Below are 14635 nucleotides of genomic sequence, written 5' to 3' on the forward strand. Positions count from 1 at the left end.
GAGGATGACAAGAAGACTCGGTATCGGTTTCATCGGCAGCGGATTCAACGCACGCTTTCACATGCAGGCCTTCCGTGCGGTGCGCGATGCCGACATTCGTGGTGTCTTTAGCCCGAACAAGAAGAACTGCGCGTCGGCGGCCGAGTACGCGCGCGCACTGGATGTCGGCGAAGCGGCACCGGTCTCGTGCATCGCCGACATGGTCGCCGACCCGACGGTCGACGCCATCTGGCTGACCGGCCCGAATCACGCACGCATCGAGAACGTCGAAGAAATCGTCGATGCCATCGAGCGCGGTAAGGGAGAGTTGCGAGGCATCGCGTGCGAGAAGCCGCTGGCGCGCAACGTCGCCGAAGCAAAGCGCGTGAACGACCTGGTGAAGCGCGTCGGTTTGGCCACCGGCTACCTCGAGAATCAGGTGTTCGCGCCGCAGGTCGAAACGGGTCACGCGTTGATCTGGGCGCGCGGTGCAGCCACCACGGGCCGTCCATATCTCGCGCGCGCGGCCGAAGAGCACAGCGGACCGCACATGCCGTGGTTCTGGCGCGGCGAGCTGCAAGGCGGCGGCGTGCTCAACGACATGATGTGCCACTCGGCGCTCGTCATTCGGCATCTGCTCACGAAGCCCGGCGCGCCACTCGCGTCAGTGAAGCCCACTCGCGTCACCGCGCACATCGCGAGCCTCAAGTGGTCGCGCCCACACTACACGAAGCAACTCGCGAAGCGATTCGGCCGCGACGTGAACTACGCTGACAGTCCAGCCGAGGATTTCGCGAGTCTCACCGTGGAGTTCGAGACGGACGACGGCCACACCGTGATCGGCGAAGCATCGACGTCGTGGAGCTTCGTCGGCGCCGGGCTCAGATTGTCCGCCGAATTGCTCGGCCCCGAATACTCGATGTCGTGGAATACGCTCGACAGTGGGCTCAAACTCTTCTTCTCGCGCGAAGTGCCCGGCAAGGCGGGCGAAGATCTCGTCGAGAAGCAGAACGCCGAGGTGGGATTGATGCCCGTGGTCGCGAATGAAGCGGCCGCGTACGGCTACGAAGCCGAAGATCGGCATTTCGTTCGCGTGTTCCTTGGCAAGGAAGAGCCGAGGCTGACGTTCGACGATGGACTGGACGTTGTGAAGTTGTTGATGACGGCGTATCAGAGCGCCGAGCAGGGCAGGACGCTGGTGTATCCGCCGCGCGGGATCGAGAAGTTCGTCCCGGCGGTGGCAAAGGGGGAGTGGAAGCCAACAAAAGTGTCATCCTGAGGAGCGAAGCGACGAAGGACCCCTTTCCACGGAGCGCTCGGAGTGAAAGGGGGGGCCTTCACGGCTACGCCGTCAGGATGACAATATGAGGAGACTCTAAATGTCCGATAACAAGTCCGACATCTCTCGCCGCGAGTTCGTCACCGATGCCGGCAAGCTTGGCCTGGGCGCCATGCTCGCCGGCCACGCGCCGATGATCGTCCCGCGCCACGTCCTCGGCGGCAAAGGCTACACCGCTCCCAGCTCGCTGCTCAACATCGCGGTGTGCGGCGTCGGCGGGCAGGGAAGCGGTAACGCGCGCTCCGTCGCGAGCGAAAATCTCGTCGCGTTCTGCGACGTCGATCCGGTTTTCATGGAACGGAACGTCATGGGCGGCGACCGTCCGGATCGTCCGCCGTCCGCCGAAACGCTGGCGTTCCGAGATAAGTATCAAAAAGCTACTAAATATACGGACTTCCACGAGATGCTCGCGAAGCAGGCGGATCTCGATGCGGTGATCGTCGCGACGCCCGACCACAATCACGCGACCGTCGCCATCCATGCGATGCGTGCGGGCAAACACGTCTACTGCCAGAAGCCGCTCACGTGGTCGGTGTACGAATCACGCCTCATGGCCAAGGTCGCGCGCGAGACGAAAGTCGTCACCCAGATGGGCAACCAGGGCCACTCGGGCGACGGCACGCGACGCGTCGTCGAGTGGATTCGCGCCGGTGTGATCGGTCCCGTTCGGGAAGTACACATCTTCACCGATCGCCCCGCGCGCTTCTGGGCGCAGGGACTGCCGCGTCCCGCAGCGCCCGCGCCGGGCACGACGCCGACGCTCGCCGCGGGCAACGTCAATGCGGTGCGCAATGCGCTCGCCGCGTCGATGTCTACCGCGAACACGACACTGCCGAAGGATCTGCGCTGGGATCTCTACCTCGGTCCCGTCGCCGAGGACATTCCGTACCATCCGGTCTATCACCCGTTCACGTGGCGCGGTTGGGTCGACTTTGGCGTCGGCGCGCTCGGCGACATGGGCGCGCATCTCATCGATCAGGCGTACTGGTCGCTCGAGCTCACGCAGCCGACGAGCATCGAAGCCACGTCGACGTTGTGGGGCACGACGCCGGTGCCGCCGCCCGCCGGCGCTCCGCCGGGCACGCGCGGCACGCAGAAGCCGGTGTCGTATCCGATGGCGTCGACGGTACACTATCAATATCCGGCGAACGGCAAGCGCCCGCCGGTGAAGCTGTTCTGGTATGATGGCGGACTCTATCCGCCGCGTCCCGACAAGCTGCCCGACGACGTCACTCTGGTGAGCGAAGGCGGCGGCATCTTCATCGGCGACAAGGGTGTGCTCGTCCACGAGACGTACGGCGACAATCCGCGGCTCTATCCGGAATCCGTCGCGAAGGCGGGCGAAGCGGTGCCGAAGACGATCGAGCGCATCACCGAGTCGCATCAGATGAACTGGGTTCGCGCGTGCAAGGGCGAGACAAAGGCGAGCTCGCCGTTCGAGTACGGTGCTCAGCTCAACGAGACAATGGTGCTCGGCGTCGCCGCGCTGCGTGCGGGCCAGGGCCGCAAGGTGCTCTACGACGCCGAGAACATGCAGTTCACCAACGCGCCGGATGCCAACCAGTATCTCACACGCGAGTATCGCGCGGGATGGGCCCTTTGAGAATCGGGTTGGTGGCCGCCGCGGTTTTCGTCGCGGCGTGCGCGCACAATCCCGCGCCGTCGCCCATGGTGTCGACTACCAACGGCTGGGAAATCCTGGACAATCTCGACGCGTGGCGGGGATACGAAAGCGAAACGGTACCGCGCGGATGGACCGTGACGAACAACATCATCTCGAAGCAGCGCGGCGCCGGCGAGCTCATGACGAAGAAGCAGTATGGCAACTTCGAGCTCGCGTTGGATTGGAAGATCTCACCGGGAGGAAACAGCGGCATCTTCTATCGCGGCACGACGGAGTACGATCACATCTACTGGAGCGCGCCGGAGTATCAGCTCGAGGATAATATCGGCGCGGAGGACAACAAGTCGCCGGATCGATGGACCGCGGCCGATTATGCGCTCTATCCGCCGTCGAGCGGCAAGATACCGACGGCCGACAGGTGGAACACGACGCGTATCATTGTGAACGGCGCGCACGTCGAGCATTGGCTCAACGGCAAGAAAGTGGTCGAGTACGAGCTGTGGAGTCCTGAGTGGACGCGGAAGGTAGCGGCGAGCAAGTTCCACGCGTATCCGAATTATGGAATGGCGAAGCGCGGGTACATCGCCATTCAGGGCGATCATCCCGGTGGTTTGTCCCTTCGCAACATTCGCATTCGGGAGCTTCCATGAGCAGTTACGCGAGTGCGCCAGCGGGCGGGGCCCGCATGCGTCTTTCCGCGATGATGTTTCTCCAGTACTTCATCTGGGGCGTGTGGTTCGTCACGATGGGCACGTACCTCGGCCAGACGCTGCACTTCACGGATCAACAGATCGGTACGACGTACGGAGCGACGGCGATCGCGGCGCTGGTGTCGCCGTTTTTCGTCGGCATGGTGGCGGACCGGTTCTTCGCGAGCGAGAAGCTGCTCGCGTTGCTGCATTTGATCGGCGCGGTGCTGATCTATCTGGTGTCGATGCAGACGCGGTTCGCGACGTTTTATCCGCTGCTCATTCTCTACGCGTTGTGCTACATGCCGACGCTGTCGCTCACGAACTCGATCTCGTTCCACCACGTGAGCGATTCGACGAGCGATTTCCCGATCATTCGCGTGCTGGGGAGCCTGGGGTGGATCGCCGCCGGTATTCTCGTCGGCAAGTTCCTGCACGCCGACGCGCAGGTGATACCGCTGCGCATTGCCGCGGGTGCGTCGGTCGTCATGGCCGCCTATGCGTTGATGCTGCCGCACACGCCGCCCAAGGCAGCCGGTTCGCGGTTCAGTGCCCGCGATGCGCTCGGCCTGGATTCACTCAAGCTGCTCAAGAGTCCGGACTTTCTCATCTTCGTGATCGGCTCGTTCCTGCTCTGCATCCCGTTGCAGTTCTACTACACGTTCACGAATCTCTTTCTCAACGAGATCAAGGCGCCCGAGCCGGCGTTCATACAGACATACGGCCAGATGTCGGAAGTCGGCTTCATGCTGCTGTTGCCGTGGATGCTGCGCCGGCTCGGCATCAAGGGCATCATGCTGCTGGGCATGGTCGCGTGGGCCCTGCGTTATTTAGCGTTTGCTAATGGCACGCCGGGCGTCGGCATGTGGATGCTCTACGCCGGCATTCTGCTCCATGGTGTGTGCTACGACTTCTTCTTCGTCGGTGGGCAGATCTACACCGATCAGCGCGCCGGCCCAAAGATTCGCGCGGCGGCGCAGGGCCTCATCAACTTCGTGACCAACGGTCTGGGCTATTTCGTTGGCGCGTCGGTGTCGGGTGCGGTGGCGAATCGATATGCGACTCCGGTCGCCGGCGGAGCGGTGCAGCATGACTGGCATGCAATCTGGCTCGTGCCGGCCGCGGGCGCGCTGGCAATCGCCGTGGTGTTCGCGCTGGTCTTCCGCCCGTCAAAGGTGCACGCCGACGGGACGGTTCCAGACGCGACCGCCGGCGCACCAGCGTAAGTGGAGAAGTTGCTTCAGGTTGGGAGCGCGCTGGAACTTCCAGGCTCGCGTGTCCGTTATGATTTGCACAAGTTGTAGCTCACTAAACCCTCTGACCCTCCGATGGACCTCTACATTTCGGGCTTGTTGCTAGGTGCCGGCGGCCTCGCCGTCATGGCACTCAGCGGCCTTGGAATGCACGGCCACGGAGGGTCGTCGCATTCTGGGCACGCCACTCACGGCGGCCACGGCGGCCACGGCGGCCACGGCGGCCACGCGGGACACGCGGGCCACGCCGCTCATGCGGGGCACGTCGGGCACGCACGGCCCGTTGCCGGCGGCGGCCGCTTTGCGTCGAGAGCCTTCTGGACGATCAGTTCGCCGCGCTTTCTCTTCAGTCTCGCGCTCGGGTTCGGCGCAGTCGGCGAAGCGACGAGCTCGTTCCTGAGCGGACCGCTGCAACTTGCCGCCGCCATTGTCGGCGCCGTCGTGTTCGAGCGCGCCATCGTTACGCCGCTGTGGAATTTCGCAATGCGGTTCGCGTCGACGCCGGCGCTGACGCTCGAGAGCGCCGTCACCGATGAAGCTACGGCGGTCACATCCTTTGACGCCAATGGTCAGGGAATCGTCTCTGTCGAGGTGGACGGCCAGATCGTCCAGATCCTCGCGACCTTGAAATCAGGCGACCGCGACCTCGGAGTCCGCGTGCGTGCGGGACAGCGCGTGCGGATCGACGATGTGAACTCCGCGCAGAATCGCTGCACGGTGACTGTTCTTTGACATGGTTCCTCACTCCGGCGCTTCGCACCTCCGCTCGGAATTCGGCATCTAGGCGTTACACGCAATTTTTCAGGAGCTCCATATGTTCGGTGGGTTTCTTTCTAGTGGTCTCGTAATCGCGGTCGCCATCGGCTTCGTCGTCGTGGTGATCCCGATTATCGTCGCGAGCTTCTTGCGCAACGTCGAGGCGGGCACCATCCGGCTCGTGAGCTGGCTCGCGGGCGGCACCGTCATCTATCGCGGGCCTGGCAAATCGAAGGAAATCCCGCTGCTCACGACAGGAACGACGATCTCGAGCAAAGTCATCAACATCGATCTCGACATCACCGACCAAACGGCGGACGTCGACGAGAGCGGGACGCCGCGCCCGATCAAGGTGCGCGTGCTCGCGAGCGCCATCGTCTCCGTCGGCGATACCGATGCGTTGATCAAGACCGCGGCCAACCGCTTCTTCTCGAAGAGAGACGCGGACCAGCTGAGCACTCTGACCGATTTGTTGTCCAGCTCGGGCCGCCGCGCCATGAACCTGCTCACGCACGACCAGCTGTTCTCGGCCAAGTCGGCGCCACCGGTGCGCGCTCTCACGGCGGGGACACCGGGTACCGCGGTCACGAAGCCGACACCGATGGCCCTTACGGGAACCGAAGGCCACGCGCTGGAGGACGAGGACGATCCGCTCGCCGTCATCATCCGCAAAGCGTGTTCGCGCGAGCTCACCGACCTTGGTCTGATATTCAATTCCTTGAATATCAAAGTTGTGCAATCTGAAGTCGCCGAAGCGCGCCGCCGCCAGTCGGCCGCCGAAGCCCAGGCGAACGCCGACATCGTGTCCGCGAACCAGTCGCGCCGCGCCAAGGAAGCACAGCTCGAGGCCGAGCGCGCGATCTCGGACAAGCAGCGTGAGCTCGAGCAGACGAAGGCGTCGAACGCGGCGCTGATCGCGCAGGCGGAGGCCAAACGTCAGGAAGCCGCCGGCGTTCAACGCGTGGCCGAGCTGGACGCGACGCAGATCGCGCAAGCGCGCGCGGATGCGGCGAAGGTGCGTCTCGAGGCCGAAGCCGCCGCCGACGCCGAAGCGATCCGCATTCGCAAGATCGCGGAAGCCACGGCCGAGAGCATTCAGAAGGTGAATCAGGCGATCCAGGCCGGCGGCGAGTCGTACTTCCGGTATCGCCAGATCGAAATGCTGCCTCAGATCGCACCGGTGATTGCCGACGCGTTGTCCGCGGCAAAGCTCGTCACGATCGCGAGCGGCGGCGAAACCGGCGCGCCCGAGACGACGACCAACAACATCACGAGCGTCATTCAAACGGTGCTCGCGGCGCAGCTCGTGTCGCGTGGATTGGCCGATAATCCGGCCCCGACGGCGTCGCAAGCGAACTTTCCCAGCTCGCTGACGTCGCCGCCGCCGGTGAAGAAGTAGGCGTCGAGCGGCTCGTCATCCGGAGCGGAGGCGCGCGGCGCCGAAGTCGAGGGATCCCCTTCTCAGCGGAGCGCTGCATGCGAGTCCTCCGTCAGGACGGGGGACCCTCGACTCGCCTTCGCTGCGCTCAGAGTCGCTCGGGATGACACTCCGTCAAAAAAACTCGTCGAGCAACAAATAGAATTCGACTTTCGCCTGCACCGGCGCCGGCATGCCGTACGCCTCCAGAAACGGCGTCACCCATTCGCGACCGAAGTTGTACGCGATGCTCCGCATGCCGAGCGCCAGGTCCTGATGCCGGTCCGCAATGCCGGCGCGGCCACAGTCGATCAGTCCCGTCACACGCACGTCGCCGGGCCGATCGCGATCGAGAATGATGTTCGGTGGGCAGAAGTCGCCGTGGGTGAACACGACATCCTCGTGATCCGGCACGCGCGCACACAACTCGTCAAAGAGATCGGTGGGCGAGCGCCCGCGACGCTCCTCGTCGAAATCGTCCGCGTCGACGTGCCCGCGCAGCACGCGCACCCACGCTCGCTCGATCTCGCGCGCGGCGCGATGATCGAAGGGACAGTCGTCGATGCCCGTGCGATGCAGCCGCGCAAGAAACTTTCCGAGGGCGCCGACAACGGCGGCGGCGTGCGACGACCAGTGCGTGTCTGACGCCGCCGTGCCTCGCACCGCGGACGTGAGGAGATACTCGACGTCATCGGCGCATGTGTAGTTCTCGACCTGTGGCACCGGCAGGCCGCGCGCAGCCATCCATCGCATCCGCGCGGCTTCCTGCTCTAGCTCGACACCAGAATCGAGCGGCGCAGATTTGAGATACAGCGTCTCGCGCGACGCCGCAGTGCAGCGAACGACAGTCGCTCCTGACTCGCCCAGCACCACGCGCTCGAACGAATAGTCGTTCAGTCTCTCCCGCAGCGCACTCGGCAGATGTTGCATCAGCTTGCGCCGCGCCTCACACGCTCACGGCGTCACGACCTTCGGCTCGACGTACACCTTCGCGAGATCGCCGACGTATTCGTCGTGCAGCCCGCGAATCATGTCGAACTCACGCTTCACCGTGGCGCGATAGTCGGGCCGCGTGGCGAAATCGAAAAGCAGCGCCGTCATCGCTTGCGCGTCGGTGATGAAACCCTGATGGCCGACGGGCCCGAGCGCGTCCTGCTCCATCTCGTACGTGTGATTCGGCGCGTTTGACGTTTTTGCGCTGAAGCCGATGCCCGGAATTGCGCTCGACACGCTGCCGGTCTCCTCATAACCCTGCGGCTTGCCCGGTTCGGGCAGCGGGTTCTGTCCGCCGTACTTCTTGAGATACGCGAACGCTACTTCGTTGAGCGATCCAACGCCGACGCCGTCGCGATTCCTTCCGTAGTGATCGATCTGCACCTTCGTCCCCGTCGCCAACGCCGCGGCGCGCGCGGCATTGTCCACCATCTCGGTGAGCTGCGCGAGGTACACCTCGTCGGGATAGCGAATGTAGAAATCGGCCTGCGTGCGATCCGGAACGACGTTCGGTGCCGCGCCGCCCTCGGTGATGACGCCCTGAATGCGCGCCTCGGGCCGCATGTTGCTGCGCATCGCGTCGATGTTCTCGAAGAGGTGAATCACCGCCGTCAGCGCGTTGCGGCCATTCCACGCCGTGAGCTGATGCGCCGGCGCGCCGCTGAACGTGTACTTCACGCCGTCGATGTTCATGCAGCACGTGCCGAATCCCGCGGCGGGGCGACTCGTGGCGCTGGTCGAGTGGCTTCGCACGAGCACGTCCACACCGTCGAACACCTTGGACTCGTACATCACCGTTTTGGCATTGGGCGGCATCATCTCTTCGCCCGGCGTGCCGAACACGGTCACGGTTCCCGGCGTCTTCGTCCGCGACAGATACTCGGCCATCGCGATCGCGGCGGCGAGTCCGATCGGCCCCTGCGTGCTGTGCTGATCGCCGTGAAACGCGCCCTTCGTTCCACGCAGCGCGTCGTATTCCACGATGACGCCGAGGTGCGGCGATCCACTGCTCTTCGTGTAGCGTGCGACGAATGCGGTCGGCAGCCCGGGCGTTCCCATCTGCACGGTGAAGTCGTGCTTCTTCAGATAGTCGGTCAGAATCTGGACCGAGCGCTTCTCCTCGAAGCCGATCTCGGGGTGACGCGTGATGTCGTCGCCCATCGCCAGCAAATCGGTGTCCATCAGCTCCTTCGCGCGTGCGACGACCTGATCGCGCGCCGGATTCGGCCCCGTGAGCTTCGCGGCGAGCGCAGTGAGGTCGAGCGAGCGCTCGAGCGAGTCGAGCTTGCGAACGACACCGCGCGCAGCATCCCGCTCGGTGGGCGTTTCCTGCGCGCGCGCAACGGATGCGACGGACAGCACGGCGGCGACGATAACAAAGCGATGCATGAGAATTCAGGCTGACGTGGTGGGACGATCGCTCATGCCCTGCATGGCTTGCATGAGCTCGAAAATCCTTCTCGTCGTGTTGACGTTGCGGGCAGTCATATCGTGAGAGACGCGCCGGCCCAGCAGCTTCGTAATCGCGCTCCGCTCGACGCCGTCGACTTTGACAGACCACAACAGCGTCCCGGGGCAGTACGTGACGCGCTCCAGATCCGAATCAGCGTCGAAGTCGCGGAGCACGGCTTTCGAATCGATCGTGTGGCGCAGAAACAAGACGTGGTACCGCCAAGCCTCATCCATCTTCCACGTCGTGTTCATCGTCCTGACCAACCCCGCGATCTCGTCCGCGCTGCGCACGATGCACTTCGTCTCGATGCCATGATTGCGGGAGAGCAAACTGTCGACGACCGACTCAATCGCGCGGCTGTCGTGCTCCGCCGAGCGAAACATGACGTTGCCGCTGTTGATGTATGTGGCGACGTCGCGAAAACCGGCCTTCTGGAAACTCGACGCCAGCGCCTTCATCGACACCATGTTATTGCCGCCGACGTTGACCGCGCGCAGCAGGGCGACATAGACACCTGACGCCGCGCCGGCTTTTCGCCGCGGCATCGTCAGACGCGCTCGAGCAGCACGTTGCCCGAGAAGCGCTTGAATTCCTCGCGACGCTGCTTCGGCGCCAACTTTCCGAGCAGCCGATAGAACCAGGCGCCACGCATGACGCGCTTCAGACGGATCCCTTCCTCGAACGTCGGCCGGTACGCGAGCTCACGCCAGCCGTGCGGTTCGAAGAACTTGGTGCTTTCCGCGGGCGCAAACTTGAACTGCGCATTCCCTTCATCCACGCTCTTGCCCCACATGTTGCCCATCATCTTGAGCAGCTGCGGGCTCGCGAGATCGTGCAACCACCAGCGGAAGCCTGGTTGCGCGTGTAGATCGTCCGCCAGCGTCGCCACCTGATCCGGCTCGAGGTAGATCAGCAGTCCCTCGGACACGACAAGCGCACGACGGGACTCCGCGCCGAGTTGCGCGAATAGCGCCTGTCGCTTCGGGATATCGGTGAGATCGAGGCGCACAGCGTCGTAGCGACAAACCGTCTTCTCCCGCGCGAGCATCTCCGTCTTGTAGTCGAGAATGCCGGGCATGTCGACGTCGACCCATCGCAACGTTTCGGGAAGCGGCATGCGCCACGGACGCGCATCGAGTCCCGCGGCGAGATTGAGCACCAGGTCGACCCCGCCGTTCCGAACGCGATCGAGAATGATCTCATCGAATACCGCCGTTCGCACGATCATCGGCCACGCGAAGCGGCGGCCTTTCGGCATCGCGTCGACGATCGCGTAGCCCTTCTCGCCTGCCAAACGTTCGGCGAACGGATCGCGGAAGATCGCGTCGCGCCGCGCCGTCTCCATGGCTCGATACACGGCGACCCAACGCGCCGTGTCGGAGATGTGCTCGATCTGGCTCATGGCACATTTACGCCTGCCATGCCAGTCTCGTCAATGCCGCCGCGCCGATCGGCCGACCGGGGCCCCTAGCCGAACCGCGTCCCATGCCCATTTTCATAGCTGGGCATGCCGTTGCCGATTCACGGCGCCCGTACAGCCTCCCCCTCCATACCCGGGTCTTCCGATGTCACGACATCGCACGATCACTCTAAGCACTTCACTCGCCGCACTCGTGTTGGCGGTGCCTCTCATCCAACCGCTCCATGCGCAGACGCGCATGCTCCGTTCGCCGACCGTCAGCAAGACGCAGATCGCGTTCGCATACGCGAACAACATCTGGACGGTCGATCGCAGTGGCGGGTTGGCTCGTCGCATCACGACGTTCGCGGGCACGACCGAAAACCCCAAGTTCTCGCCTGACGGCAAGCTGATCGCATTCAGCGCCTCGTACGGCGGCAACGTCGACGTGTACGTCGTCCCCGCCGAAGGCGGCGAGCCGAAGCGCCTGACGTGGCACCCCGGCGCTGACCAAGTGCAAGGCTGGACCCCGGACGGAAAGAACATCGTCTTCAACTCGGCCCGCGCGACGTGGGCGCCGACAGCGGCACCGCGCTTCTGGACGGTGCCGGTCGAAGGCGGCGTCGAGACGCCGATGGCGCTGCCGCGCGCGTATCAGGGCAAGATCTCGCCCGACGGACGCCACGTGGCGTATCGCATGAACAACTCGTGGGATGAAGAGCGACGCAACTATCGCGGCGGTCAGAATCGTCCGATCTGGATCGTCGATCTCAAGACGTACGATCTGGAGACGACGCCAAGCACCGCGAGCGGCAACGATCTCGTGGTCGCGCAGGCGGGTGCGCCGCGCGGCTCATCGCACTTCGACGCGAAGACCGCCGAGTCGAAGAACATGGACCCCGTGTGGGTCGGCAACGACGTCGTAGACTTCATCTCCGACCGCGACGGCGTCGCGAATGTGTGGAGCTTCAACGTCTCGTCGAAGAAGCTCACGCAGCTCACGCACTTCTCGGATTTCGACGTGAAGACGCTCGACGCGGCGTCGGACGGCAGCGCGATCGTGTACGAGCAGGCGGGCGACATCCATCTGATGGACCCCAAGTCCGGACACGATCAGAAAGTGAGCATCACCGCCGCCGGCGACTTTCCGTGGATGATGGCGCAGTGGCGCGACGTCACCGGGAACATGACCAACATCGCGCTCTCGCCCACGGGCAAGCGCGTCGCCGTCGAAGCGCGCGGCGAGCTGTTCACGATTCCCGCCGACAAGGGCGACGTGCGCGGCATTTCGAACTCGAGCGCATCCGCCGAGCACGATCCGGCGTGGTCGCCGGATGGAAAGATGATCTCGTACTTCAGCGACAAGTCGGGCGAGTACGCGCTGTACATCGAGGCGCAGGACGGGCTGACGCCGGCCCGCGAGATCAAGATTCCGACGACGGGTCACTTCTATACGCCCGGTTGGTCGCCTGACGGCAAGCGTATCATGTTCACGAGCGCCGATCTCAAGCTGTGGGTCGTCGACGTGGCGTCGGGTCAGGCGAAAGTCGTGGGCAGCGACCCGTGGATGGTGCCGACGCGCACGATGAATCCGGTGTGGTCGCCGGACGGCAAATGGATCGCCTACTCGAAGCATCTCAACTCGCTGTATCACGCGATCGAAGTCGTGAACGTCGAGACGGGAGTCTCGAAGCAGGTGACCGACGGCCTCGCCGACGCGGTCTCGCCGGCCTGGGATGCGAGCGGCAAGTACCTGTGGTTCCTCGCGTCCACCGACATGGGTCTCAAGTCCCAGTGGCTCGACATGTCGAACTACGATCACACCGAGACCTATGGCCTGTATGCGGCGGTGCTGCGCAAGAACGATCCGTCGCCGTTCCTGCCCGAGAGCGACGATGAAGGTGTGAACGCGATGGGCGATGGGCGTCGGGTGTCGGGCGGCGGCCGCGGTGCGGCAAACGCCGATACATCTGAGGCGCCTCGCCCAACACCCAGCGCCCAGCGCCCTGCGCCCAGCATCACAATCGATTTCGACGGTCTGCCGAATCGCATTCTCGCCGTGCCAGGCGTTCCAGAACGTCAATACTCGGACTTGAAATCGGGCGCCTCGGGCATGGTGTACTACCTCGAGGCCGCGGCCGGCAGTGGTGGCCGCGGCGGCGCGGGGAGCGGCACGCTGCACCGCTATTCGCTGCGCGACAGGCGCGACATTCCGTTCATCACCGGCGTCGCCGGCGCGTATGACGTCAGCCTCGACGGCCACAAGCTCGTGTATCGCGGCAACGCCGGCGGCGCCGGGGGTGGTCGTGGTCGTGGCGGTGCGGCAGCCGGCGGTGCTGGCGGCGCGGCGCTGTTCCTCGTCGACGCGGATCGTGCGGCGCCGCAAGCCGGCCAGGGACGTCTCAACGCCGACCTTCGCGCCTACGTCGATCCCAAGGCCGAGTTCAAGCAGATCTTCGACGAAGCGTGGCGCAACCAGCGCGATTATCTGTACGTGCCGAACGAGCACGGCGCCGACTGGCCGAAGATCCGTCAGATGTACAGCCAATTCTTGCCGTTCGTGAATCATCGCGCCGATTTGAATTATCTCATCGACATGATGGGTGCCGAGGTGTCGATCGGGCACTCGTACGTACGCGGCGGCGACATTCCCGGCACCACGGACATCGCGCCAGGCGGGCTGCTCGGCGCCGACTTCGCGGTCGAGAACGGCCGTTACAAGATTACTAAAATCTACGACAACGAAGAGTGGAACACGGACCTCCAGGCGCCGCTCGCCGCGCCGGGCGTGGACGTGCACGTCGGCGACTACATCCTGGCGATCAACGGCCAGGATCTGAAGGCGCCGGATAACATCTACCGGCTGTTGGACGGCACGGCGAACAAGCAGACGTCGCTGATCGTGAACGCCACTCCGACGATGGACGGCGCGCGGCATGTGACGGTGGTGCCCGTCGCGAACGAGCAGGGTCTGCGCACGCGCGCGTGGATCGAAGCCAATCGCCGCAAGGTCGATTCGCTCTCGCACGGACAGATCGCGTACGTGTATCTGCCGAACACCGGCCAGCCGGGCTACACGAGCTTCAACCGCTACTACTTCGCGCAACAGGACAAGAAGGGTGCGGTGATCGACGAGCGGTTCAACGGCGGTGGCCAGGCGGCCGACTACATCATCGACGTGCTGCAGCGCGACTTCGACGGCTACTTCAACAACGTCGCCGGCGATCGCATGCCGTTCACGAGTCCCGCGGCCGGGATCTGGGGACCGAAGGTGATGATCATCAACGAAATGGCGGGATCGGGCGGCGATCTCATGCCGTACATGTTCCGCTATCGCAAGATCGGTGAGCTCGTCGGCAAGCGGACGTGGGGTGGTCTCGTGCACACCGCCGACACACCGCCGTTCGTCGACGGCGGTTCCGCGATCGCACCGCGCGGCGGCTTCTTCGCGCGCGACGGCAAGTGGGCGGTCGAGAACGAAGGCGTCGCGCCTGACATCGATGTCGAGAACACGCCGAAGGAGGTCATCGCCGGACACGATCCGCAGCTCGAGGCGGCGGTCGCCGAGGCGATGAAGGAGTTGCAGGCGCATCCGGTCGAGCGGGCGACGAAGGAGCCGCCGTCGCCGACGTGGGGCAAGCGTGTGAAGCCGCCGCTCTAAACCAGGCAGCGCCGGTGCCGAACGAAAAAAGGGAAGCGGTGCGTGACTGCACCGCTTCCCTTTTTCTGTTCC

At 64.3% G+C, this 14635-nt stretch carries 11 protein-coding genes; 7 read left to right on the plus strand and 4 right to left on the minus strand.

Translation table 11 applies throughout. The features are described 5' to 3' along the window. Window positions 1-4: 4 nt before the first annotated feature. From VN706_08405 to VN706_08430, 6 genes are all read left to right on the plus strand, one after another. Window positions 5-1258 carry a Gfo/Idh/MocA family oxidoreductase gene (locus VN706_08405; protein HXT15637.1) on the plus strand — a complete coding sequence of 418 codons (1254 nt, stop codon included), beginning with the start codon at window positions 5-7 and terminating at the stop codon, window positions 1256-1258. A 100-nt stretch (window positions 1259-1358) separates the two neighbouring features. Then, window positions 1359-2921, plus strand: a complete 1563-nt coding sequence (locus VN706_08410) for a Gfo/Idh/MocA family oxidoreductase (protein ID HXT15638.1) — start codon at window positions 1359-1361, stop codon at window positions 2919-2921. Further along, window positions 2909-3592 (plus strand): DUF1080 domain-containing protein, encoded by a 684-nt coding sequence (locus tag VN706_08415; protein HXT15639.1) that lies wholly within the window; start codon window positions 2909-2911, stop codon window positions 3590-3592. The genes VN706_08410 and VN706_08415 overlap by 13 nt, the downstream gene beginning before the upstream one ends. Further along, window positions 3589-4857: a nucleoside permease gene (locus VN706_08420; GenBank protein HXT15640.1), complete on the plus strand. Its 1269-nt coding sequence runs from the start codon at window positions 3589-3591 to the stop codon at window positions 4855-4857. The genes VN706_08415 and VN706_08420 overlap by 4 nt, the downstream gene beginning before the upstream one ends. 102 nt (window positions 4858-4959) lie before the next feature. Next, window positions 4960-5616: a hypothetical protein gene (locus VN706_08425; GenBank protein ID HXT15641.1), complete on the plus strand. Its 657-nt coding sequence runs from the start codon at window positions 4960-4962 to the stop codon at window positions 5614-5616. 82 nt (window positions 5617-5698) lie between these two features. Continuing rightward, window positions 5699-7039: a hypothetical protein gene (locus VN706_08430; GenBank protein ID HXT15642.1), complete on the plus strand. Its 1341-nt coding sequence runs from the start codon at window positions 5699-5701 to the stop codon at window positions 7037-7039. A 153-nt stretch (window positions 7040-7192) separates the two neighbouring features. Here the strand turns inward: VN706_08430 and VN706_08435 are convergent, their stop codons facing one another. From VN706_08435 to VN706_08450, 4 genes are read right to left on the minus strand one after another with little or no spacing between them, the layout of a single operon-like run. Next, on the minus strand, window positions 7193-7987 hold the full coding sequence (locus tag VN706_08435) for an APH(3') family aminoglycoside O-phosphotransferase (GenBank protein ID HXT15643.1): 795 nt from the start codon (window positions 7985-7987) through the stop codon (window positions 7193-7195). A gap of 24 nt (window positions 7988-8011) precedes the next feature. Beyond that, the gene (locus VN706_08440) at window positions 8012-9439 is read right to left on the minus strand and encodes a peptidase dimerization domain-containing protein (GenBank protein HXT15644.1); all 1428 of its coding nucleotides are present in this window, start codon (window positions 9437-9439) and stop codon (window positions 8012-8014) included. Window positions 9440-9445: 6 nt separating this feature from the next. Then, window positions 9446-10048, minus strand: a complete 603-nt coding sequence (locus VN706_08445) for a DUF1697 domain-containing protein (GenBank protein ID HXT15645.1) — start codon at window positions 10046-10048, stop codon at window positions 9446-9448. 2 nt (window positions 10049-10050) lie between these two features. Beyond that, on the minus strand, window positions 10051-10905 hold the full coding sequence (locus VN706_08450; GenBank protein ID HXT15646.1) for a class I SAM-dependent methyltransferase: 855 nt from the start codon (window positions 10903-10905) through the stop codon (window positions 10051-10053). Window positions 10906-11068: 163 nt separating this feature from the next. Between VN706_08450 and VN706_08455 the strand changes: the two genes are divergently transcribed. Next, a complete protein-coding gene (locus VN706_08455; GenBank protein ID HXT15647.1) occupies window positions 11069-14563 on the plus strand; it encodes a PDZ domain-containing protein in 3495 nt (1164 codons plus the stop codon). Window positions 14564-14635 lie beyond the last annotated feature (72 nt).

The organism is Gemmatimonadaceae bacterium (assembly GCA_035606695.1).
Lineage (GTDB): Bacteria > Gemmatimonadota > Gemmatimonadetes > Gemmatimonadales > Gemmatimonadaceae > JAQBQB01.